22 protein-coding genes are annotated in these 23028 nt (G+C 72.4%); 12 read left to right on the plus strand and 10 right to left on the minus strand.

Features of this window, described 5'->3' with window-relative positions; genetic code table 11:
- Positions 1-28: 28 nt before the first annotated feature.
- The 3 genes from Cus16_RS02210 to Cus16_RS02220 are packed head-to-tail and all read right to left on the minus strand — an operon-like array spanning position 29 to position 2083.
- Positions 29-961 carry a flagellar motor protein MotB gene (locus Cus16_RS02210; protein ID WP_069710952.1) on the minus strand — a complete coding sequence of 311 codons (933 nt, stop codon included), beginning with the start codon at positions 959-961 and terminating at the stop codon, positions 29-31.
- Positions 962-963: 2 nt separating this feature from the next.
- Complete coding sequence (locus tag Cus16_RS02215; protein WP_069710953.1) at positions 964-1779, minus strand: motility protein A; 816 nt, start codon at positions 1777-1779, stop codon at positions 964-966.
- A 1-nt stretch (position 1780) separates the two neighbouring features.
- Positions 1781-2083, minus strand: a complete 303-nt coding sequence (locus tag Cus16_RS02220; protein ID WP_069710954.1) for a flagellar FlbD family protein — start codon at positions 2081-2083, stop codon at positions 1781-1783.
- A 234-nt stretch (positions 2084-2317) separates the two neighbouring features.
- Here Cus16_RS02220 and Cus16_RS02225 point away from each other — a divergent pair, with 234 nt between their 5' ends.
- From Cus16_RS02225 to Cus16_RS02235, 3 genes are all read left to right on the plus strand, one after another.
- Positions 2318-3898, plus strand: a complete 1581-nt coding sequence (locus Cus16_RS02225; protein WP_223246491.1) for a helix-turn-helix domain-containing protein — start codon at positions 2318-2320, stop codon at positions 3896-3898.
- 173 nt (positions 3899-4071) lie between these two features.
- A complete protein-coding gene (locus tag Cus16_RS02230) occupies positions 4072-5196 on the plus strand; it encodes a DUF475 domain-containing protein (RefSeq protein WP_069710955.1) in 1125 nt (374 codons plus the stop codon).
- 79 nt (positions 5197-5275) lie between these two features.
- The gene (locus Cus16_RS02235) at positions 5276-6856 is read left to right on the plus strand and encodes a Na+/H+ antiporter (protein WP_069710956.1); all 1581 of its coding nucleotides are present in this window, start codon (positions 5276-5278) and stop codon (positions 6854-6856) included.
- A 53-nt stretch (positions 6857-6909) separates the two neighbouring features.
- Here Cus16_RS02235 and Cus16_RS16510 read toward each other — a convergent pair whose 3' ends face one another.
- Positions 6910-8322, minus strand: coding sequence for a hypothetical protein (locus Cus16_RS16510; protein WP_069710957.1), 1413 nt, complete (start codon positions 8320-8322; stop codon positions 6910-6912).
- A gap of 126 nt (positions 8323-8448) precedes the next feature.
- Positions 8449-9075: a DUF2625 family protein gene (locus Cus16_RS02245; RefSeq protein ID WP_069710958.1), complete on the minus strand. Its 627-nt coding sequence runs from the start codon at positions 9073-9075 to the stop codon at positions 8449-8451.
- Between the two features lie 65 nt (positions 9076-9140).
- Between Cus16_RS02245 and Cus16_RS02250 the strand changes: the two genes are divergently transcribed.
- The gene (locus Cus16_RS02250; protein ID WP_069710959.1) at positions 9141-9692 is read left to right on the plus strand and encodes a hypothetical protein; all 552 of its coding nucleotides are present in this window, start codon (positions 9141-9143) and stop codon (positions 9690-9692) included.
- A 263-nt stretch (positions 9693-9955) separates the two neighbouring features.
- Here the strand turns inward: Cus16_RS02250 and Cus16_RS02255 are convergent, their stop codons facing one another.
- Both Cus16_RS02255 and Cus16_RS02260 read right to left on the minus strand, forming a co-directional pair.
- Positions 9956-10342, minus strand: coding sequence for a VOC family protein (locus Cus16_RS02255; RefSeq protein ID WP_069710960.1), 387 nt, complete (start codon positions 10340-10342; stop codon positions 9956-9958).
- A 92-nt stretch (positions 10343-10434) separates the two neighbouring features.
- A complete protein-coding gene (locus tag Cus16_RS02260) occupies positions 10435-11130 on the minus strand; it encodes a helix-turn-helix transcriptional regulator (RefSeq protein WP_069710961.1) in 696 nt (231 codons plus the stop codon).
- A 185-nt stretch (positions 11131-11315) separates the two neighbouring features.
- Here Cus16_RS02260 and Cus16_RS02265 point away from each other — a divergent pair, with 185 nt between their 5' ends.
- Positions 11316-11747: a cupin domain-containing protein gene (locus Cus16_RS02265; protein ID WP_069710962.1), complete on the plus strand. Its 432-nt coding sequence runs from the start codon at positions 11316-11318 to the stop codon at positions 11745-11747.
- A 261-nt stretch (positions 11748-12008) separates the two neighbouring features.
- Here the strand turns inward: Cus16_RS02265 and Cus16_RS02270 are convergent, their stop codons facing one another.
- Positions 12009-12740, minus strand: coding sequence for a FadR/GntR family transcriptional regulator (locus Cus16_RS02270; RefSeq protein ID WP_083263629.1), 732 nt, complete (start codon positions 12738-12740; stop codon positions 12009-12011).
- 84 nt (positions 12741-12824) lie between these two features.
- On the opposite strand from Cus16_RS02270, the gene Cus16_RS02275 reads away from it, so the two are divergent.
- From Cus16_RS02275 to Cus16_RS02285, 3 genes are all read left to right on the plus strand, one after another.
- Positions 12825-13739 (plus strand): proline iminopeptidase-family hydrolase, encoded by a 915-nt coding sequence (locus tag Cus16_RS02275; RefSeq protein ID WP_223246492.1) that lies wholly within the window; start codon positions 12825-12827, stop codon positions 13737-13739.
- A gap of 151 nt (positions 13740-13890) precedes the next feature.
- Entirely contained in the window at positions 13891-15282 is a 1392-nt protein-coding gene (locus Cus16_RS02280; RefSeq protein ID WP_069710964.1) for an APC family permease, read from the plus strand.
- Positions 15279-16208, plus strand: a complete 930-nt coding sequence (locus Cus16_RS02285; RefSeq protein WP_069710965.1) for an acetamidase/formamidase family protein — start codon at positions 15279-15281, stop codon at positions 16206-16208. The genes Cus16_RS02280 and Cus16_RS02285 overlap by 4 nt, the downstream gene beginning before the upstream one ends.
- 166 nt (positions 16209-16374) lie before the next feature.
- Here the strand turns inward: Cus16_RS02285 and Cus16_RS02290 are convergent, their stop codons facing one another.
- The gene (locus tag Cus16_RS02290; RefSeq protein WP_317614856.1) at positions 16375-16932 is read right to left on the minus strand and encodes a DUF6611 family protein; all 558 of its coding nucleotides are present in this window, start codon (positions 16930-16932) and stop codon (positions 16375-16377) included.
- 137 nt (positions 16933-17069) lie between these two features.
- Here Cus16_RS02290 and Cus16_RS02295 point away from each other — a divergent pair, with 137 nt between their 5' ends.
- The 4 genes from Cus16_RS02295 (at position 17070) to Cus16_RS02310 (ending at position 20971) form a co-directional block, all read left to right on the plus strand.
- Positions 17070-17837, plus strand: a complete 768-nt coding sequence (locus Cus16_RS02295) for an inositol monophosphatase family protein (protein WP_069710967.1) — start codon at positions 17070-17072, stop codon at positions 17835-17837.
- A 57-nt stretch (positions 17838-17894) separates the two neighbouring features.
- Complete coding sequence (locus Cus16_RS02300) at positions 17895-19070, plus strand: MFS transporter (protein ID WP_069710968.1); 1176 nt, start codon at positions 17895-17897, stop codon at positions 19068-19070.
- Between the two features lie 150 nt (positions 19071-19220).
- Entirely contained in the window at positions 19221-19925 is a 705-nt protein-coding gene (locus tag Cus16_RS02305) for a DUF1345 domain-containing protein (RefSeq protein WP_223246493.1), read from the plus strand.
- A 203-nt stretch (positions 19926-20128) separates the two neighbouring features.
- Positions 20129-20971: a glycoside hydrolase family 16 protein gene (locus tag Cus16_RS02310; protein WP_069710970.1), complete on the plus strand. Its 843-nt coding sequence runs from the start codon at positions 20129-20131 to the stop codon at positions 20969-20971.
- A 91-nt stretch (positions 20972-21062) separates the two neighbouring features.
- Here the strand turns inward: Cus16_RS02310 and Cus16_RS02315 are convergent, their stop codons facing one another.
- Positions 21063-22961, minus strand: coding sequence for an ABC transporter ATP-binding protein (locus Cus16_RS02315; RefSeq protein WP_069710971.1), 1899 nt, complete (start codon positions 22959-22961; stop codon positions 21063-21065).
- Positions 22962-23028: the final 67 nt, after the last annotated feature.

Below are 23028 nucleotides of genomic sequence, written 5' to 3' on the forward strand. Positions count from 1 at the left end.
GGTGGTGCGGATCCTGTCCGCGAGCGGTCTAGCCCTGTCGTGCTCCGTCCTGCGCCTTCGCCAGCGCCGGCATCAGGGCGCTCACGTCCTGGTCCTGGTTCGACAGCACGACGATGTCGACCCGACGGTTGAGCGTGTTGTCCGCGTCGCTGACGCCCCGGGCCAGCGGGCGGCTCGACCCGAAGCCGACGCTCTGCACGTGGTCCGCGGGCATCCCGCCGCGCTCGACCAGGTCACGGAGCACGCCCGTCGCCCGGGCTGCGCTGAGCTCCCAGTTCGTCGCGTAGGGCGCGGTGGAGTTCCGCTGATCGGCGTGGCCCTCGACGCTGACGTCGTGGGCGCTGCTCTTCAGCACCGGCGCGATGGCGTCCATGATGCGACGCGCCTGGTCGGACAGGTCGGCGCTGTTCGTGGCGAAGTACGTCTCGCTGCCGACGAGGCGGACGGTGAGCCCGCGGTCGTCCACGGCGAACTGCACCTTGGACGACTCGCCGGCCTTCTGCAGGTTGCCCTGGATCGCCGCCTCGATCGCCTTCAGGTCGTCGAGCTCGGACTGCGCCGCCGCGAGGTCGGCCTTCGTCGCGACCGGGGGCACCGCCGTCGACGCCGGGTCGACGTTCGTGTCCTCGGCACCCGACGCCGCCGTGGAGTGGTCGGCGTCGGACTTGTCGGTCGCGTACCCCTTGCCGTCCTTCGTGACCTGGGACTTCGACACGATCGTGCCCGACGCGGTGTCGACCTTCTCGGACTTGACCTCGCCGAAGCCGGTCGCGAGCGAGTTCTTCAGCGCGATGTACTTCTCCTGGTCCACCGACGACATGGCGAACAGCACGAGGAACATGCACATCAGGACCGTGATCATGTCCATGTACGACGCCATCCAGCGCTCGTCGGGGTGCTCGGCCTCGTCGTGACCGCCCTTCTTCCGACCGCGTCCACGCCCGCGGGGGTTCGCGCTCACGGTCAGGCCGCCAGCTGCTGGTCGTCGACGCTGGCCTTCGCGCCCTTGCCCGCCTTGCCGGCCGCACCGCGTGCCGCCGGCGGCACCATGGCCGTCAGGCGCTCACCGAGCAGGCGGGGCTGGCTGCCGGCCTGGACCGCGAGCAGGCCCTCCATGAGCAGCGTCTGCCGGTCCGCCTCGAGCTGCGCGAGCTTCCGGAGCTTCCCGCCGAAGGGCAGCCAGAGGAAGTTCGCGGTGAGGAGGCCCCACAGCGTCGCGACGAACGCGCTCGCGATGAGCGGGCCGAGCTCGTCGGGCTTGCCGAGGTTGGCGAGCACGTGCGTCAGCGAGACGACCGTGCCGATGATGCCCACCGTCGGGGCGAAGCCGCCGAGGCCCATGAAGAAGGCGCTGGCGCTCCGCATCGGCGCGGCGTTCGACTCGATCTCGTCCTCGAGCAGGATCCGCAGCTCGTCGCCGTCCGTGCCGTCGGCGATGTTCTGCAGGGCCTTCTTCATGAAGGGGTCGTCGTGCTTGTCGGCCTCCTGCTCGAGCGCGAGCAGGCCGTTCGACCGCGCGGTCTCGGCGAGTCCGACGACGTCGTCGATCACGGTCTGGGGCGGGGTGACCTTGCCGGTGAACGCCTTGGGCACGGTCTTGAACGCGGCGAGGGCGTCCTTCATGGTCGTGCTCGCGACGCCGCAGCCGATGGTGGCGACGAACACGAGGAGCATCGGGGCGGGCAGGAAGAGCCCCGCCATCTCGACGTGCTCCATCTGCGCCATGCCGAACAGGGCGCCGAAGGCCAGCAGGATCCCGACGATGGTCGCGATGTCCATCTCAGCGCCCCCCGTCCAGCGTGCGGGCACCGTCGCGACGGCCGGTCGCGACCAGCGGGGCGACCGGGGCGAGGGTGGGCTGCGGGCCCGTGACGTTCGACGGGAGCTCGGCACCGTAGGCCATGCCGACGATCCGGGCGCGGTAGGCGGCCACGGCGTCGATGACCTCGGCCATGGACTCGCGGACGATGTACTTCGCACCGTCGACCATGATGAGCGTCGTGTCCGGCGTCTCCTGGATGCGCTCCACGAGGTCGGGGTTGACAGCGAATGCGCTGCCGTTGAGTCGTGTGACGACGATCATGGCCCGTCCTGGTTCTCGATCGTCCCGCCGCCGTCCGTGGGGCGGGATGCAGACCCGTCCGTGGGTGTGCACCGGTGCCTATCGGCGCGGCGGGCCGACGCGTTAGCGGCGGTGTGCAGACCGACGGTCGCCGAGGTCTCGGGAACTCATGGATGAGTTGAACCGCGGTCGTACCTGCGAAGAAGCCGTGACCGGGACGCTGTTTTATCTCACCACCGTGTTACCGTGGCGTCCATGTCCGACACCACCACCGTCGTCACGCCCGCCGACCCGGCGGCCGCCACCTCGGCCGCCGCGCCCCTCCGCGAGGTCGGCGCCCTCATCCGCGGTGCCCGCAAGGGCCGCAGCATGACCCAGTCCCAGCTCGCCGAACGCGTCGGCACCAGCCAGAGCGCGATCAACCGGATCGAGCAGGGCGGCCAGAACCTCTCCCTCGAGATGCTGACCCGGATCAGCGACGCCCTCGACCAGCAGATCGTCTCGATCGGCGGCGCCCCGCAGCGGGCGCACCTGCGTGTGCAGGGGGGTCGGAAGCTCAGCGGGTCGATCGCGGTGAACTCGAGCAAGAACGCCGCCGTGGCACTGCTCTGCGCGTCGCTCCTCAACCGCGGGGTGACCCGCCTGCACCGCGTGGCCCGCATCGTCGAGGTCGACCGCATCATCGACGTGCTCCGCAGCCTCGGCGCGACCGTCACGTGGTCGGCAGACGGCGAGACGCTCGAGATCGTCGCTCCGGCCGACCTGCACCTCGACGCCATCGACGCCGACGCAGCCCGTCGCACGCGCAGTGTCCTCATGTTCCTCGGTCCGCTGAGCGGCCGCTACGGCTCCTTCCGCCTCCCCTACGCGGGCGGCTGCGACCTCGGCACCCGCACCGTCGAGCCGCACCTCATCGCGCTGCGCCCCTTCGGCGTCGACGTCGAGGCGACGTCCGGCTGGTACGAGGTGGACGTGGCGAACACCGCCGTGCCGACGAAGTCCGTCGTCCTGACCGAGCGCGGTGACACCGTGACCGAGAACGCGATCCTCGCCGCGGCCGCCCGCGACGGCGTCACCACCATCCGGAACGCCAGCCCGAACTACATGGTGCAGGACCTCTGCTTCTTCCTCGAGCTGCTCGGCGTGCAAATCGAGGGCATCGGCACGACGACGCTCCGCATCACCGGCAGGAGCCGCATCGACGAGGTCGTGGACTACTGGCCGAGCGAGGACCCGGTGGAGGCGATGAGCCTGCTGACCGCCGGCATCGTGACGTCCTCGACCCTGACCGTCACGCGGGCGCCGATCGAGTTCCTCGAGATCGAGCTCGCGACCCTGGCCGAGATGGGCCTGCGCTTCGACGTCAGCGAGGAGTACCCAGCGGCGAACGGCCGCACGCGCCTCGTCGACATCACCGTGCACCCGTCCGAGCTGCACGCGCCGATCGACAAGATCCACGCGATGCCCTTCCCCGGCCTGAACATCGACAACCTGCCGTTCTTCGTCGTGATCGCGGCGATGGCCGAGGGCACCACCCTCGTGCACGACTGGGTGTACGAGGGCCGGGCCATCCACCTGCTCGACCTCACCCGCCTCGGCGCGAGCGTCACCCTCCGCGACCCGCACCGGCTCGACGTCACCGGGCCGACGCACTTCTCGGGTGCCGAGGTCAGCTGCCCGCCGGCGCTCCGCCCGGCGGTCGTCATCCTGCTGGCGATGCTCGCCGCGAAGGGCGAGAGCGTGCTCCGCAACGTGGGCATCATCGCTCGCGGGTACGAGCAGCTGCAGGAGCGCCTGAACTCGCTCGGCGCGTCGATCGAGACGTTCCACGACTGACGCCACCGGCACGGTCGTGCCGGCCACCGCAGCCTCCGCGTCCGGCGCACCGACGGCCCGTCCCCGCAAGTGGGGACGGGCCGTCACCCGTCCTGCGGAACGCACCGGTGCCTCCAGGCCGTCTGCCAGCCCGGACGGACACGTCGTCCAGGTGCCGCGGGCTGCATGGGGTGATGGCCACGAGATCGCTCCTGACCCTGCCGCTCGTCCTCACCCTGTCGGCGGCCGCCGTCGCGTGGGTCGTCCTCGGCCCCGCCGCCGCCCTGGCGTTCGCGGCGCTCGCGCTGCTCGAGATCGCGATGGCGGCTGACTCGTCCGTCCCGATGGCGGGGATCGCCGGCCGCCTGCACTCCCCCGCACGGCGCCTGTTCCTGTCGCTCGGCATCGTCGCGGGCGTCCTCGCGATGCGACTCGCCCTGCCGCCGGCGGCGGTCGCCGTGGGCGGTGTGACCGACCCCGCGTCGGCGGTCGACGAGGCGGTGTTCGCGCCGGGGTCGTTCACCGCGCACCTCGCCGAGGTCCGTCCGGCCCTCGCCGCCTTCGGCGCCGCGTTCATCTGGCTCGTCTTCGCCGAGTACCTCTTCAACACCGACCGCCTGTCGCGTCGGTCCTGGTTGGGCGGCCTGGAAGCGCGGCTCGCCCGGGTCGCGCGTCCTCGCGTCTGGGCGCTGGTCACCGCCGTCGCCGGGGTGCTGGTCACCACGTCGCTCGTCGGAGCCGAGGACGGCTGGTCGGTCACCACGGTGCTCCCGGTCGCCCTGGGCGGGGTCGCCGGCACCGGCGCATACCTCGGGTCGAAGCGCGTCGCCGCGTGGTCGTTGCGCGGCCTCGGTGGGACCGACACCGGGTCCGTCGCGACGGCAGGTTCTTGGCGCGTCCACACCTACGCCTCGACGGTCGTGTTCGAACGCGGGCTCGTCGTCTTCATGCTGTTCGAGATCCTCGACGGCGTGTACAGCCTGTCCGGCTCCGGGCTGCTCGGCGGTGACGGGCTCGGCGCGCTCGAACAGGCGACGGTCGCGGTCGCGGCGATCGGCGTCGGCGCGGTGTTCCTGGCGCGGCTCACCTCGCGGCTCGACCAGTCGGCCGGGCTGCAGCGGCTGCGGTACCTGAAGGCCGGCGCCGCGTACGTGCTCGGCGTCCTGGCGGTGCTGCTCTGGACGAGCCTGCTCGTCCCGGTCCCCGGGATCGTCGTCGCGTGGTTCGGCAGCGTCGTGATCGGGCTCGCGCTGGCCACCTCGCTGCCGTGGCGGGCGTGGGCGCGACGGCTCCGACGACGACGGGTGGCCGCGGGCTGAGTCCCGAGGACGCGGATCGGGAAGGTCTCGCAGTACCGGCGGCGTTGACTGACGCGTCCGACGAACCGCGAGGAGATCCGTGCTCGGTCCTGAACTGGTGGTCGCCCTCGGCCTCGCCATCGCCCTGACGGCGGCCGTCGCCGACCGCATCCGGGTGGCCCCTCCCGTGCTGCTGCTCGTGATCGGCGCGCTGCTCGCCTTCGTGCCGACGTTCGCCCGCGTCGAGCTGCCCGCCGACGCCGTCCTCCTGCTGTTCCTCCCGGCGCTCCTGTACTGGGAGAGCTTGACGACGTCGCTCCGCGAGATCCGCAAGAACCTGCGCGGCATCGTCCTCATGGGCACCCTGCTCGTCGTCGTGACGGCCGGGGTCGTCGCCACCCTCCTGCACCTGCTCGGCATGCCGTGGGGGCCGGCCTGGGTGCTCGGCGCGGCGGTCGCGCCCACCGACGCCACCGCCGTCGGCGTGCTCACGAAGATGCTGCCGCGACGCAACGTCACGGTGCTCCGCGCGGAGAGCCTGGTGAACGACGGCACGACGCTCGTCGTCTACGGCATCGCGGTCGCCGTGACGGTGGGCACGCAGGAGCTGACGTTCTGGAACGTGTCCGGCATGCTCGTGCTCTCCTACGTGGGCGGCGTGGCGGCCGGGCTGCTCGCCGCGTGGCTCGGGTCGCTCGTGCTGCGTCGCGTCGACACCGTCGTGCTCGAGAACATGGTCACGCTGCTCGTGCCCTTCGCGGCCTTCCTCGGCGCCGAGGCGATCGGTGCCTCCGGCGTGCTCGCCGTCGTCGCCGCCGGCATCGTGGTGAGCCAGGTCGCGCCGAAGCTCGACCGGGCGGAGACCCGCCAGCAGGTCCGCGCCTTCTGGTCGTTCCTGACGTACCTGCTCAACGGCGCGTTGTTCGTGCTCGTGGGCATCGAGGCGATGGTCGCCGCGCGGCAGCTCGAGGCCCGCGAGCTGTGGACCGGCGTCGGGCTCGTGCTCGCCGTGTCCGTCGTGCTCGTCCTCGTCCGGTTCGCCTTCGAGGGCGCCCTCGGCGGCACCGTCTGGCTCGTGACCCGACGGTTCGGCGGCGAGCCCCGCGAGGGACGGCGCGACCGGCTCGTGAGCGGGTTCGCCGGCTTCCGCGGCGCGGTGTCCCTGGCGATGGCGGTCGCGGTCCCCCGAACGCTCGAGTCCGGCGGGGCCTTCCCCGACCGCGACCTCATCGTGTTCGTCACCGCCGGTGTCGTCGTCGTCACGATCGTCGGGCAGGCGCTCGTCCTGCCCGCCGTGCTCCGTCGCGCGGCCCTCCCCGAGGACGAGTCGGTCGGCGAGGAGCGCCGCTACGCCGAGCGGACGGCGGTCGAGGAGGCGCTCGACGCGCTCCCTCGACTCGCTCGCAAGGCCGGGGCCGACCGAGCCGCGGTCGAGCGGGTGCGGAAGGACCTCGAGGCGCACCTCGACGTCATCCAGGCCCGCGAGGAGGACGACGACGACCACCCGGCGCTGCAGCGGCACGACACGACGGTCGCGCTCGAGCTCGCGCTGGTCCGGCACAAGGCGGCGACGCTCCTGCGGCTCCGCGACGCGGACGAGATCGACGACCTGGTGCTCCGGCAGGTCCGTGCGGGATACGACGCCGAGGAGGCGCGGCTCGAGGGGTCGACGCCGCCCTGAGTCCGCCACGGGGCGGCTCGAGGTCGTCACGGGTGTCCGTGTGCCGCGGCGCCTCAGATGTCCAGGACGCCGTCAACCGCGGCGTCGCGCGACGGGATGTGACAGGATGCGACGTCCTCCTCGAGGTGCACCGTCACGTAGGGCCACGAGAGCGGTCGCCCGGTACCGTCGAACACCCGGTACCGGCGGCGCAGTCGCAGGAAGGGCACGGCGCTGTGCTCGAACGACACGACGAGCGCAGTGTCCGGCCCCGCTCCCTCGACCTCGACGACGACGTCGCGGTAGTCGCTCCGGCGGCGCCGGGTGTCACCGGTCGCCGGCGTCCAGACCAGGTCCGGTCGATCGAGGCCGACGAACTGCGCCCGCAGTCGCCCGACCTGTCGCTCCACCCAGACCGCGTCGGCGTCGTACCTCGGCCAGGTGGAACCGGCGACACCGGCGAGGTCGAGGCGGTCGATCCACCGTGCACGACGCGCCTCCCGTTCGCCCACTTCGCGCTCCCAAGCGTCGTCCGTCGCCTCCACCACCGCGAAGGACGGCAACGCCTCGGTGGTCACCGTCGCGGGGAGCCCGGCCGAGACGTCGACGCGGACGGTCCGCGGCTCGTACACGACGCCCCAGCCGTCGGGGTCGCTGCGCGGCCCGGAACGGTGGAAGCGCAGCGTCAGAACGGCGTCGTCGAGCCACACGCCGTCAACGAGGTGGTCGACGTGCACGACTGAGCGAGAGCCGTCCGGCGCGATGCGCACGACGTCGGTGGGCCCGGTACGGCCGGGTTCCGGCGGGTCCCACGCAGCGGCGGCATCGGCGAGGAGGTCCGGGTCACCGAACTCGATCGACCACCCTGCAGTCGTCGCGCCCGCGTCCTCGTCCGCGTCGTCGTCCTCGTCCTCGTCCTCGTCCGCGTGTTCGTCCTCGTCCGCGTCCGCGTCCCGTCCCACCGCGGGCTCCGGATCGTGGTCGGCAGACTCGGTCCACGTCGACGGGTCCGGCCAGAACGGTCCGGCGTCGATCCAGTCGAGGGACTCCTCGTCGGCGACGGAGAAGCCGGTGTCGTCTTCCTCGGCGCCGTCGTCGTCGCCGACCGGGAGCCCGTCCCATGCCGAGGCGTCCCGCGGGTCACCGACCCACAGTCCGTGGTCATCCGCCCCGACGGGCTGCCGATCACCGAGGGTGACCGATCCGCTGATGCCGTCCGGGCGGACGAACACGGCAGTCCGGGTGACCTCGTCGATGTCGTCGGATCGGTACACGATCCACACGCCGGTCGACGTGGCCCACGCCTCCGCCTCCTCGATCGCTCGTTCCGGGAGCAGAGCATCCGGCCACGTCAGCCACTCGACCACGTCGGGGCCGCCCGCTGCGAGCACCACGGCGGCGACCGGTCGGAACGCATCGGGAACGAGGAGGTCGTCGCCGACCCGGACGACGTCGAGCGGGAGGAGGTGATCGGGTTCGACGGACACGGGCCGAGGCTACTCGAGCAGTCACGCCCGCCGGAGGTGACCCCGAAGTACTCGGGGTCGAGGACGTCAGCGTCCGCAGCGGCACCGGCCTTCGCGACCGATGACCGCCCGTCGTCTGGTCACGTCTCAGCCACGACCGTCCGACCGTTCCGACGTCCCCGCCGGCCAGTGGTCGCGCGCGACCTCGGTCATCGGGGCGTCCCGCCGGTCGCTCGCGTTCGGGTCCTTGCCCTCCGCGGTCCAGAGCGGCGGGTACATCGAGAAGCCGCGGTCGAGCGCCAGGGCAGCGACGTCAGCAGCCCACCCGTCCCACCGGAGCGATCCGTGTAAGTGCCCGATCGCGTCGGTGAGCATCGCCGTGAGGAACTCGCTGTGCGTGAGGTCGAGGCCTTCCCACCGGAGGCTGTCGGGGGCGAAGTAGTGCACGCGCCCGTCCCCGACACCGAGCGAGCCGCCGTCGAGCGCGAACACGCCACCGAGCACGTCGAAGCCGACGACGCACCGTCCCGACGAGTCCGTGTTGGCGTCCAGCACCGACGGGAGCCGTCCCCCGGCACCGCCGAGGAGGCGGAGCCAGCCGTGGTCGACGGTGATCCCCCCGGTGTGGGTGATCAGGGCGCCGAGGTACGACCGTTCGGTGAGGCCGAGGTGTGCCCGGTCTGCGGCCGACCCGCCCTCGAGGACCTGCGCGGCCGGTGCCGCCGCGATCAGGCCGGACAGTTCGGGCCAGGCGTCCTGCGAGAGCTTCGTCACCCAGGGATCGTCGCACGGAGCCCGGGACGCATCGGTGTGATCAGGTCCCGTGTAGACACGCAGTCGTGAGGAACGACGGAACGGGGCCGGACGGCCGCTGGGCGGTATCGCTGCGCCGCGTCTTCCCCTGGTGGTACCTGATCGGCGCGGCGGCGACGATGGTCGCGCTGGTCCTGCTGGACCCCGAGGGTGGGCAAGCGGTCATCGCCCTGTGGGGTCCGGCGGTCGGCATCACCATCCGCGACCGCGAGAAGGCCGCGCGCGAGCGGCTGGACCAGGGTCTCCCCGTCGACCGAGCATCGTTGCTGTCGCCGCTCTGGCTCGAACCGGTGTGCGCAGCGCTGATCGCCGGGTTCGCCATCGGCATCGGCCTCCTGCTCGATGCACTCTTCGGCCACCGGACGTTCGTCACGGTGCAGGTGGGGCTGAGCATCCTCGTCAGCAGCGCGGTCGGGTTCGTGCTGCTGCTCGTCATCCTCCGCGCGCGCCGTCGGCGGAGAAGGACGACCGTCTCAGTGCCGGATCTTCCGCTGCACGCTCCGCAGGAGCGTGAGTGCGACGGCGTCAGGGACACCGGTCGTCGTCTCCCAGTCGACCCCCGACCCGACGACGTCTGAAGCGAAGGCCACCTCCGTCGCCAGGAGCGCCCGACGCCAGTCGGTCGGCGGCAACGCCGCGCCGCGTTCGAGCGACTCCCGGATCCTCCGGCTCTGCTCGAAGAAGTCCGTTGCACCCGCGAAGCCGAACGCCCGGGCCAGGGTCTCGGTGAGGTGTGCTGGTCCGCCCCATTCCCGCAGGCCCGCGAGCACGAGCTGTACTTCGTCCTCGATCAGTCCGAGGTCCTCCGCAGATGCCACGGCGTCACCTTCTCACGCGGACGTCAGTGCTCCGACTCCGCAGTCGTCGGCCTGCTGAACAGGTTGACGACGTTGCCGTCGGGATCCCGCACGAGTGCCGAGCGGTTGCCCCACGGCATCGTGGTCGGTCCGAGGACGACGTCCTCCGCCGCGGGCTGGAGCCGGGCGAACTCGCCGTCGACGTCGGCGACCTCGAACTCGATGAACACGGAGCGGTTCGTCGCCGGGACGAGCGTGCCGCCGAGCATCGCGACGGTCGCGGTGCTGGCGATCGCGAGGACCGCGCCGGTGTCACCGAACTGCGCGAAGACCGGAGCGGGGCGCTCGGCGTGCTGGCCGGTGAGGTTCTCGTAGAACGTGACGAGACCGTCGAGGTCGTCGGTGACGATGCGGACGGATGCGAACGACATGGGGCTCCTTCGGTGGTGCTGATGGTGTCCCACCAGCGTCGCCGGTCGTCGCGACACCGTCCTGTCGGTGTTTCCGGGATGGGTGTCGGTGATCAGTCGTCGACGACGGATCGGAGCCGTCCGTACTGGATTGCGAGGTCCTCGGCGCGGAGGGTGCGCGTCTGCGGCCGCTCGTCGGTCACCGTGATCGAACGCATCCGGTCTGCACGGAAGGCCCGCACCCCGTCACGGAGGCGGCACCAGGCGATGAGGTACCACTGCCCGTCCTTCTCGATCGACCCCAACGGCTCGACGTCGCGACTGGTCTCCGCACCGGCGGCGTCCAGGTAACGCAGCTGCACGACACGGTCGGCGCGCAGGGCCTCGGCGAACTCGACCGGCGCGGTCGGCTCCTCGTCGCGCTCGAGGAAGTGCACCCGGGACGCGAAGGCGCTGGCGCGTGCCGCGTCCGGGTCCGGCATGACCGCGAGCAGCTTCCGCGCGGCGGTCCGAGCGGAGTGGCGGAAGGGGCTGTGACGGAGCGCGCCGAGCCCGATCAGCACCGCGAGGGCTTCGTCCGGCGTGAACCCCGCCGGGCCGAGCGTCGCCGACGCGTCGATGACGTAGCCGCCGGTCCGTCCGGGTTCCGCCCAGATCGGCAGCCCCGACTCCTGCAATGCCGCGAGGTCCCGCTCGACGGTCCGGACGGACACCTCGAAGCGTTCCGCGAGTCGTCGCGCGCTCCGTGGCCGCGGTGACGCGGCGCGCAGTTCCTCCACGAGGCCGTAGAGACGATCGGTCCGGTTCACCGACCCATCATCCGACACGGCGACCAGCGCGGCGTCGGGACCACCCCGACCGCTGCCACGAGCACGAACTGACCGGCTCCCCGAAGGAGGTGACGACAGCCCCTCCCGGCGGCCTCCCCGCAGTCGTACGGTCGGGACATGACCGCCGAACCTGCAGCCCAGCGTGAGCGCGACGAGGAGCCCGCATGACCGACGAGACGTTCGAGCAACCGTTCCCGATCGGCGAGGAGAACGCCGCCTACGCCCAGTACTTCACCGGCCGGAGCTACCTCGCGCCCCTCACCGACGGTGTACCCGTCGTCAGCAACGTCACCTTCGAACCCGGCTGCCGCAACGACTGGCACGTGCACCACGGCACCGACGGCGGCGGCGACCAGATCCTCCTCTGCACCGCCGGCTCCGGCTGGTACCAGGCCGAAGGCTCCGACCCCGTCAGCATGACCCCGGGCACCACCGTGCGCGTCCCTGCCGGGACCAAGCACTGGCACGGTGCGAAGGCGGACTCCTGGTTCTCCCACATCGCCTTCACCACGCCCGGTCCGGACGTGCGCAACGAGTGGCTCGAGCCGGTCGACGAGGACACCTACGGGCACCTGCCCGCCACCTCGGCGCCCTGAACACGCCGACCCCGACACCACTCACGCCGAGGAGGCGCTGCTCGCCGACTCCGCGCCACCCCCGGTCGGCGGGACGGTCGAGTCCACGCCCCTGCCGCACCCCGTTCGACGAGCGCACCCATCTCCGGGTCGTCCTCCACCACCAGGATGTCCGCCACGTGCGCTCCTTCCGTGCGGCAATCATGCCCGACACCGCTGCCGCCCGCAGCGCGCGGCACCGAGCACGACCGGGTCGGCCCCGGGACACCGACCGCGACCGGGTCAGCCCCGCGGCACCTGGCCCGCCCGCAGCATCGCCCGCTCGAGCAGCTCGAGGTCGATCCCCACGTGCCGACGGGCCACCACCCCGGCGTCCCCCGGACGGCCGTCGCAGACCGCGTCGACGAGCTCCTCGTGCTCCCGGAGCGCCCGCGCCTCCATCTCCGCCATGCCCTCGGCCGTGCCCCACAGGTGCGCGGGTGCGGCGATGGACACCTGCGACTCCAGTCCGGCGAGCGTGGCGGCGAGCACCTCGTTGCCCGCGGCGTCGATGATCGTGCGGTGCAGGACGGCGTCCGCCTGCTGCTTCTCGAACCCGGAGGTGGCCGCCCGGAAGGCGTCCAACCGGTCGCGGAGCGCCGCTCGTCCGTCGTCGTCGATGCGCTCGGCGGCGGCGGTGGCGAGCGCACCGTGCAGCAGTGCGATCGCGTCGGCGGTGTCGCGGATGCCCGCCCAGCGTGCCAGGAGCGTCCGTCCGACGGCGTCCGACGACGTGTCGGGCCACTGCGTCCTCACGAAGGTGCCGCCGCCGCGGCCGCGGCGGGTCTCGAGCAGGCCGCGGTCGACGAGCCGGGCGAGTGCGGCACGGACGGTCACGCGTCCGACCCCGAGGAGCACGGCGAGCTCACGCTCCGGCGGGAGCCGTGACGCCGGCAGGTACTCCCCGACGGCCACGGCCGTGACGAGCCGGTCCTCGACCTCGTCGACCCGGGTCTCCGTCGCGCGATCTGGCACTCCTGCCCCTCCCTGCGTTTCGTCCACGTTACGGGACCAGGAAAGGTATTGCAGGGAACCTTTGGGCGGGCCATGCTGTGCGTCATGTCCCGCATCACCGAAGGCACGATGCCGTTCCGCGACGGCCACACCTGGTACCGCGTCACCGAACCGGACACCCCGGTAGCGGGTGCGCTGCCCCTCGTCGTCCTGCACGGCGGTCCCGGCATGGCGCACGACTACCTCCGGAACCTCGCGGCCCTGGCCGACGAGACCGGCCGGACCGTGGTGCACCACGACCAGTTCGGCTGCGGCCGGAGCTCGCACCGCCCGGACGCCCCGGTCGACTCGTGGACGCCGCAGCTGTTCGTCGACGAGTACACCGCCCTGGTCGAGCACCTCGGGCTCGGCGAGCACCACGTCCTCGGCCAGTCGTGGGGCGGCATGCTCGGGTCGGAGATCGCGGTCCGCCAACCGGAGCACCTGCGGTCGCTCGCGATCTGCAACTCCCCCGCGTCGATGCAGCTCTGGGTCGACGGCGCGGCCGAGCTCCGGGCGCAGCTGCCGCAGGACGTGCAGGACGCCCTCACCCGCCACGAGGACGCCGGCACCGTCGACGACCCCGAGTACCTCGCCGCCACGGAGGTCTTCTACGAGCGCCACGTCTGCCGCGTCGTCCCCATGCCGCAGGACTTCGTCGACTCCGAGACGCAGATGGAGCAGGAGCCGACGGTCTACCACACCATGAACGGCCCGAACGAGTTCCACGTCATCGGCACGATGCGCGACTGGACCGTCGTCGACCGTCTCGACCGCGTGGTCACCCCGACCCTCGTCATCGCCGGCGAGCACGACGAGGCGACCCCCGCCACCTGGCAGCCCTTCGTCGAGCGCATCGCCGACGTCCGCCAGCACGTCTTCCCCGGCGCGAGCCACTGCTCGCACCTGGAGCAGCCCGAGGAGTTCCGCCGCGTGATCGCGGCCTTCCTCGCCGAGCACGACGACCAGCCCACCGGCTGAGCCGACCGACCCGCCGGCCGGGAGGCGCGCACCCACCCCGCCACGCGCCTCCCGGCCGCCGCCCCTCCGGACCCGACCGGCGCGCCCACCCAGCCACGCGCCCGGCGTCCGGCATCCCCTCCCACGCACCGTCTCCCCGAACGGAACCACGATGTCGCAGCAGCACAGCGAGCTCTCTGCACAGCACCAGCTCGAGGCCTACGGCTACAAGCAGGAGCTCAAGCGCTCCGTCTCCACCACCGACCTGCTCGTCTACGGGCTCGTCTTCATGGTGCCGATCGCCCCGTGGGCGATCTTCGGCACCGTCTACAACGCCTCGAGCGGCATGGTCCCGCTCGTGTACATCGTCGGCCTCGTCGCGATGATCTTCACCGCGCTCGCCTACGCGCAGATGGCGAAGTCGATCCCCCTCGCCGGCAGCGTGTTCTCCTACGTCGGCCGCGGCATCCACCCGACCGCCGGGTTCTTCGCGGGCTGGGCGATCCTGCTCGACTACCTGCTCGTCCCGACGCTGCTCTACGTGTTCGCGGCCGAGAGCATGGTCGGAATCTTCCCCGGCACGCCCCGTTGGCTGTGGGCGCTCGTGTTCGTCGCGATCAACACGGTGATCAACCTGCTCGGCGTCTCGTCGCTCAAGGTCGCGAACCGGGTGTTCCTGCTGATCGAGCTCGTGTTCGTGGCGATCTTCGTCGTCATCGCGATCGTCGCCCTGACCGGCGGCACCGTGCCCGGCGCCTCGTTCAGCACCGACCAGGTGTGGGACCCGTCGAAGGTCTCGGCCCCGCTCATCGCCAGCGCCCTGTCGATCGCGGTGCTGAGCTTCCTCGGCTTCGACGGCATCTCGACGCTGTCCGAGGAGTCGACCGGTCGCCGCGGCGGTGCCGGGACCGCGATGATCCTCGCGCTCGTGATCGTCGCGTTCCTGTTCGTCCTGCAGACCTGGCTCGCCTCCGCCCTCGCCGCCGGGCGGGACGCGTTCCCGGAGGGCGAGGCCGGCAACGCGTTCTTCACCATCGTCGAGCAGGCCTCGTCGAGCGGGTGGGCGACCGCGTTCTTCGCGGTGAACGTCCTCGCGGTCGGCATCGCCAACGCGATGGCCGCGCAGGCCGCGACGAGCCGCCTGCTCTTCTCCATGAGCCGCGACCGACAGCTCCCGGCGTTCCTGCACAAGCTGAACGGCCGGCTCGTCCCGCAGAACGCGATCATCGTCGTGTCGGTGCTGTCGGCGATCCTCGTGCTGTTCTTCGTCGGGCAGATCGACACGATCTCGTCGCTGGTCAACTTCGGCGCGCTGTTCGGCTTCATGCTCCTGCACGTGTCGGTGTTCGTGCACCACGTCGTGAAGGGTCGGTCGCGGAACTGGCTGCTGCACCTGGTCGTACCGCTGATCGGCTTCCTCATCATCGGGTACGTGCTGCTCAACGCCGCGGTCGAGGCGAAGGTCGGCGGGATCATCTGGCTCGTCGTCGGTGCCGCCGTCTTCCTCTACTACCGCTCGACCGGCCGATCCACCGAGGTCGGCTCCGAAGGAGACCCCGCATGACACCCGACCACCACCTGCCGAACACCCTCGGCGTCCCCGGGTTCGACCCGGCCCGCGAGCCCGTGCTCCGCATCACGCCAGGCACCGGCGAGACGATCGGCTTCGAGACGACCGACGCCGTCTACGCCGAGCTCGACCGGCACCACGACCTCGCGAAGCTGGAAGCGCCCATCAACCCGGTCACCGGGCCCGTCTGGGTCGAGGGGGCGATGCCGGGCGACACCCTCGCCGTGCACATCCACGACATCCAGCTCACGACCCACGGCTGGTCGGTCTCCCTCCCCGGCTCCGGCGCGCTCCAGCACGTCATGCCCGAGGGGGTGTTCGCGCGCCGCTGCCCGATCGAGGACGGCGTCGTCCACGTCACCGACCGGCACGCGTTCCCCGTCCGGCCGATGATCGGCTGCATCGGCGTCGCACCGGCAACCGGGACGAACTCGACGATCATGCCGGCGTACGCCGAGGGCGGGAACATGGACGTCACCGAGGCCCGGCCCGGCTCGACCGTGTACCTGCCCGTCCGGGTTCCCGGCGCCCTGCTGTCGATCGGGGACGTCCACGCGATCATGGCCGAGGGCGAGTCGTCCTTCGTCGCGATCGAGGCGCAGGGCACGGCGATCGTGTCCGTCGACCTCGTGCAGGGCGGCCCCGTGCTCCGGGCACCGCGCATCGAAACCGACGACGAGTGGCTCTTCGTCGGCCTCGGCGACCCGGTGCAGGAGAGCGTGCGGCGCGGGTACGAGGACGCCTTCGCGTTCCTCGTCGACGAGCACGGGTGGAGCGCCGAGGACGCGTACGCGGTGCTCAGCGCCGTCGGCGACTCGAAGCTCGGCGGGCCGACCGGGTCGGGCGACCCGGACCCGCTGCACCCCTTCGCGGCCGTCGGGGCGGTGACGCTGCACCGGGTGCCGAAGGCGGTGCTGTAGCGCGACGAGGACGGACGAGAGGCGCGTGGCGGGGCCGCCACGCGCCTCCCGTCCGACGAGCGGTCGGGCTGACCACGACCGCTGCGCGCTCAGTCGTAGCCGAGCACCACCGTCAGGTCCTCCGGGTCCGGGTCGACCGGCCCGGTCGCCGTCCCCACGACGGCGGTCACGAGTGGGCCGCCCGACGGGTCGTCCGCGCGCGGGAACGATGATCCACTCGCTGCGGCCGAGCGGGCATCGCCTCCCAGACCTGCCCCCAGATCGCCTCGTACTCGACGCGGGAGAGCTGCCCGCGCCGCACGGCGGTCTCGGCGAGGCAGAGCAGGTCGAGCGAGGTCTCGAGGAGCCGCACGTCGCCGTGCACCTCCGGGCGGCCGTTGCCGTGGAAGACCGTCACCGTCAGCGTCCGGACGTCCGGACGGAACCGACGGGTGGCCCGGGCGAGGACCGCGAACCCGGCGACGTAGGCGACGACCGCGAGCGCGACCCCGACGACCGGCGCTTCGTGTGCCGCGACGACGACCCCCACCGCGCCGACGGCTCCGCCGACGCCCCACGCCTGCAGGGCCCGCAGCAGCAGGTGCTCGCCGGTCGTGGTGCCCGGCGGGTGGACCTCGAGCGTGCGGCCGCTCCACAGGGCGCGGGTGACGGGCTGCACGGCGCAGCGGCCCCAGGGGTGCCAGCCGGTCCGTGCGACACGGTGCGGCGGTCGTTCTCGGTGCATGTCCACGACGGACAGCCTCGTGCAGCGCGCGCCGCACCGTGCCGGTCCTGACGGCTCCCTGACGGACGACCGGCGCTTCCGAACGGCACCCGTGCGCCCCGCCCGGTCCGAGGGACGGTGCCCGGTACCGTGACCGGATGGACGACCACGCCCTCGCCGCCGCCCTCGTGACCGACGCCGCCCGACTCGCCGCCGAGATGCGCACCACCGGCACCGAGGCCGAGCGCAAGACCTCGGCCGCCGACCTCGTCACGGCAGCCGACCGTGCCGCGGAGGACCTCGTGCGCCGGCTGCTCCGGGAGCACCGGCCCGACGACGGAGTGCTCGGCGAGGAGGGCGCGCAGGTCGAGGCGGCCACCGGACGGCGTTGGACGGTGGACCCGATCGACGGCACGTTCAACTACGTCGCCGGACTGCCGGCGTGGTGCAGCGCGGTGTCGCTCGAGGTCGACGGCGTGCTGCGCGTCGGTGCGGTCCGGCGGCACCTGCCCGACGAGACCTGGGTCGCGTCCGACGGCCGGACGACGCGCGACGGTGAGCCGGTCCCGGACGTGCCCGACGTGGCGCTCGGCACCAGCAGCGTCGCGACCTTCCTGAACGCCTCCCACCTCCGCGACGACGCGGCTCCCACGGTGTTCGCGCTGCTCGGCGCCGCGGCGACGATCCGGATCAGCGGATCCGGGTCGTGCGACCTCGTCGACGTGGCCGCGGGCCGGATCGGGCTGTGGGTCCAGACGGACTGCGCCGACTGGGACTGGTTGCCCGGGCGGGCGCTCGTCGAAGGCGCCGGCGGGGCGGCGACGGTCGTGACGGCGCACGGCCACGACTGGCACCTGGCCGGCGCGCCGACGGCGGTGCGGCAGGCGGTCGCCCTGCTGACGGCAGGGTCGGACGGCGCCGCCTGACACCAGGGGCCGCCCCAGCCACCCCACCCGGCGGCTCCGGTGCGCCAGGATGAGCACGTGACGACTGCCGCCCAGCCGCCCGCCCGCGGCCTCGCGCCCCTCTACCTCGCCGGCTACACCACCGCGTTCGGCGCGCACGGCGTCGGGAGCGTCCTCGGCGCCGAGACCGACGACCTCGGCCTGACGCTGGTCGGCCTGGGCCTCGTCCTCGCCCTGTACGACCTCGCCGAGGTCGTGCTGAAGCCCCTGTTCGGCGCACTGAGCGACCGCATCGGCGCGAAGCCGGTGATCGTCGGCGGCCTGGTCGGCTTCGCGCTCGCGTCGCTGCTCGCCCTCGTCCAACCCACGGCGCTCGTCCTCGCACTCGCCCGGCTCGGCCAGGGCGCGGCGGCGTCGGCGTTCTCCCCCGCGTCCTCGGCGGCCGTGGCGCGGCTCGCCGGTCGGGAGCGCCTGGGACGGTACTTCGGCCGGTACGGCGCCTGGAAGAGCACCGGCTACGTGCTCGGACCGGTCCTCGGCATCCTGCTCGTGCAGGGCGTCAGCCTGCAGGCGCTCTACGTCGTCCTCGCGGTGCTCGCCGCCGGCGCCGCGCTGTGGGTCGCGCTGTCGATGCCGGCGCTGCCCGTGCAGCCACGCCGCCGGACCACCGTGGTCGACCTCGTCCGCCAGACCGCGGACCGCGCGTTCCTCGTCCCGACGGCACTGCTCGCGACGACGACCGGCGTGCTCGGCGTCGCGGTCGGCTTCGTCCCGCTGCTCGCCGTCCGCCTCGACCTGCCCGCCGTGGTCGGGGCCGTCGCGATCGCGGCGATCGCGGTCGTCTCGTCGGCGCTGCAGCCGCTCACGGGTCGGTTGCGCGACCAGGGGCGGCTCGCGACGCGCGGGGGCAGCACCGCGGGGCTCCTCGTCGCGGCGGCGGGTCTCGCGGTCCTCGCCGCGGCTCCCGGCGCGGTGACGCTGTTCGTGGCGGCGGTCGCGATCGGCGTGATGCTGGGGACCGTGACCCCGCTCGCCTTCGCGCACCTCGCGGCGTCGACCCCGGACGACCGGATGGGTCGGACGATGGGCAACGCCGAGCTGGGCCGCGAGGTCGGCGACGCCGGCGGCCCACTGCTCGTCGGGGCCGTCGCCACCGCGTGGACGCTCCCCGGCGCGATCGCGGTGCTCGCGGCCGCCACAGCCGCCGCGGGTGCGGTGAGCTGGCGGGCGCTCCGCGCGCCGACACGTCCCTGACCGCCGCTCCGCCCGCCCACCCGCTGCAGCCGTGGCACCGATCGCCGGGCTGCTCCGCTGCGTCCCGACGGCCGTCCTGCTGGACACACCCTCAGCCCCGCCGGCCACCGTCCCGGCTGCCTGGCGGCCGGTCGCGGGAGGCTGCGCGGCGTGAGCCAGCCCGCGTCCCCGTCGCCGTCCACCCCGCCGCAATCCACCCCGCCGCCGTCAGCCGCGCCGCACGTCGGCCGGACCCGCCGCTACCGGGACCGCCTCGTCCTGATGGTGGTGGTCGGCGCCGTCGTCGCGGGCGTCACGAGCGTCACGGTCGGTCCGCGCTGGGCGGCGTCGATCGGGTGGGCGGCCGCGTGCGCGGTGTACGTCGTCACCGCGCTGCCCCTGCTCCGGGCGGACGCCGACCGGACCGCGCGGCTCGCCTCACGGGAGGACCCGCGGCGGACGGTCTCCGACCTGCTGCTGGTGGGCGCCGCCGGTGCGAGCGTCGTCGCACTCCTGGTCGTGCTCAGCATCGCGAAGGGGCTGCACGGTCCGTCGCAGGACCTCGCAGCGGCACTCGGTGTGGTCAGCGTGGCCCTGTCCTGGCTGCTCGTGCAGACCCTGTTCACCCTGCGCTACGCCGAGCTCTGGTACAGCGGGACCCCGGGCGGCATCGACTTCAACCAGCAGGAACCCCCGCGGTACTCGGACTTCGCCTACTTCGCCCTGACGGTGGGGATGACGTACCAGGTGTCGGACACCTCGATCACGGAGAGCAGGATCCGGGTGGTGACGCTCCGGCACGCGTTGCTCTCGTTCTTCTTCGGGACCGTCGTCATCGCGAGCGTCGTCAACCTCGTCGCAGGACTCGGCAACTGAAGGATCCGAGCAGTGGCCTGAGGATGTGCTCAGCCGCGGGTGCCCGCTCCCAGCCTGGGGAGTGGGGCGAAAGGGGGACCGCGCAGGGGTGACACGACACCTTCTTCCCCCCGTTCGGGGGTGGTACAGGAGGTACCGTTCCGCCGCGCTTCACCCCACCGGAGGGCCGCGCACAGGGAAACGACAGGGAATCAACTACTCACATGAAGAACGACACACGGAACACGAGCGGGCGACGGAAGCGTCGCATCGCCACCGGCGCGGCGTTCGCGGCGGTCGGCGCACTCGTCATCGGCATCACGCAGCAGGCGGCACCCTCGGAGGCGGCGACGGACTCGCTCACCGCGATGCCGAAGGGCGACCTGTACTCGAACGGCCGCACCTGGAAGCAGTCGTACGCGGAGGACTTCGACCGCGACGCCCGCCTGGGCAGCGTCCTGCGGGAGTACCCGGAGATGCAGGCCTACTCCGGCTACTCGGACACCAGCGGGCGCGGGTACTACGACCCGGACAAGGTGCTCAGCGTCGCGAACGGCAACCTCGACTTCCGACTGCACACGGAGAACGGGCGCCCGCTCGTCGCCACCGTGCTGCCCGACGGGTACGCGCCGCACGAGACCGGTCGGGTCTCGATCCGGTACAAGACGACGGACACGCCCGGCTACAAGTTCGTCGGCATGCTCTGGCCCACCGACGACGACTGGAACAAGGGCGAGATCGACTGGCCCGAGGGTGACCTCAACAGCACGGTGCGCCCGGCAGCGGCGATCCCCGGGACGTGGTCCCGGGGCATGATGCGCTTCGACTCGAGCGTGCAGCGGCACACGTCGACGACGCAGAGCAGCGGCTACCACGTCGCGACGACCGAGTGGGACCACGGCGTGGTCCGCTTCTACTGGGACGACCAGCTCGTCTCGCAGACCTGGTCGGGTGTACCGAAGGACCCGATGCGCGTGACGCTGCAGGCCGAGACCGCGATCACCGGTGACGTCCCGTGGTGGGCCGACGGCCACGTCGACATCGACTGGATCTCGATCTGGGACTGATCGCGTCCCGACGCGACCGGTGACGGACGGGAGGCGCGTGGCGGCCCCGCCACGCGCCTCCCGTCCGTCTGTCGGTCCGCTCCCGACGACGTCAGGCCGGCAGCTCCGCATCCTGCGCGACGGAGTCCTGCTGGACGGCGAACTGGGTCCGGTGCAGCTCCTCGTACCGGCCGCCCGCGGCGAGCAGTTGCTCGTGCGTCCCGCGCTCCACGATCGAGCCGTCCTCGACGACGAGGATGAGGTCCGCACTCCGGATGGTCGACAGGCGGTGGGCGATGACCATCGCGGTGCGCCCCTCGAGCGCCTCGCTCAGCGCGGCCTGCACCGCCGCCTCCGACGTGGAGTCGAGCGCCGCGGTCGCCTCGTCGAGGATCACCACGCGCGGCTGGGCGAGGAGGAGGCGCGCGATCGTCATGCGCTGCCGCTCACCACCCGACAGGCGGTAGCCGCGCTCCCCCACCATGGTGTCCAGCTGGTCGGGCAGCGACCGGACGAGCGGCTCGAGCCGTGCCCGGCGGACGGCGTCCCAGACCTCGTCGACGGTCGCCTCCGGTCGGGCGAGCCGCAGGTTGGCGAGGATCGTCTCGTGGAACAGGTGCCCGTCCTGGGTCACCATGCCGAGGGTGCGACGCATGGAGGCGAAGCTGACGTCCCGCACGTCCGTACCGCCGAGCCGGACGGCGCCGCTGTCGACGTCGTAGAGGCGCGCGAGCAGCTGGGCGACGGTCGACTTGCCCGCCCCGGACGTGCCGACGAGGGCGACCGTCTGTCCCGGCTCGATCCGGAACGAGACGCCGTGCAGCACCTCCTCACCGCCGCGGGTGTCCAGCGTCGAGACCTCCTCGAGGGAAGCGAGCGACACCTTGTCCGCCGACGGGTAGGCGAAGCGCACGTCGTCGAACTCCACCGCCACCGGGCCGTCGGCGACCGTGACGGCGTCCGGCTTCTCCGTGATGAGCGGTCGGAGGTCGAGCACCTCGAACACCCGCTCGAAGCTCACCACCGCGCTCATGATCTCGACGCGGGCGTTCGCCAGGCTGGTCAGCGGCGCGTAGAGCCGGGTGAGCAGGAGTGCCAGGGTGACGACGTCGCCCGTGTTGAGCTGCCCGCCGAGTGCGAGCGCGCCGCCGAGCCCGTAGACGAGCGCGAGGGCGAGCGCGGCCACGAGGGTCAGCGCCGTGACGAAGACGAACTGCAGCATCGCCGTCCGGACACCGATGTCGCGGACCCGTGCCGCGCGGACGCGGAACTCCTCGGCCTCCTCGTCGGGGCGTCCGAAGAGCTTGACGAGGGTCGCGCCGGGGGCCGAGAAGCGCTCGGTCATCTGGGTGCTCATCGCCGAGTTGTGGTCGGCCGCCTCGCGGCGGAGCGCAGCGAGCCGGGTGCCCATCCGGCGTGCGGGGACGAGGAAGAGCGGGAGCATGACCACCGCGAGGACGGTCACGAGCCACGACGTGCTGAGCATGACGGTCAGGGTGAGGATCAGCGCGACGAGGTTCGTGACGACGCCGGACAGGGTCCCGCTGAAGGCCTGCTGCGCGCCGATCACGTCGTTGTTGAGCCGGCTGACGAGCGCCCCCGTGCGGGTGCGGGTGAAGAACGCGATCGGCATCTTCTGCACGTGGTCGAACACGGCCGTCCGGAGGTCGAGGATGACCCCCTCACCGATCCGCGCCGAGTACCAGCGCGTCGCGAGCGAGGCACCGGCGTCGGCAACCGCGACGACGGCGATCAGGACGGCCAGCGCGACGATCGTGCCGAGCGCCCCGCGGGCGACGATCACGTCGACCACGCGACCGGCCAGGACCGGTGTCGCGACCGCGAGGAAGGCCCCGACGACCGACAGCAGGATGAAGACGACCAGTTTCGACCGGTACGGCACGGCGAACGTCATGATCCGTCGGAACGACTCGCGCGAGAACCCGCGACCGCTGTCCTTCGCCGACGAGATCTTGTACAGCGAGCTCCAGGCTGCGCCTTCCATGCTCATGGCAGTTCCTTCCCGGGGCGCCGGGCCCGGTTCGACGGGCGTGGGCCCGGTGGTCACGTCACGGCGA

Origin of the sequence: Curtobacterium sp. ER1/6, from assembly GCF_001742745.1 — a bacterium.
In the GTDB taxonomy this organism is placed as follows: domain Bacteria; phylum Actinomycetota; class Actinomycetes; order Actinomycetales; family Microbacteriaceae; genus Curtobacterium; species Curtobacterium citri.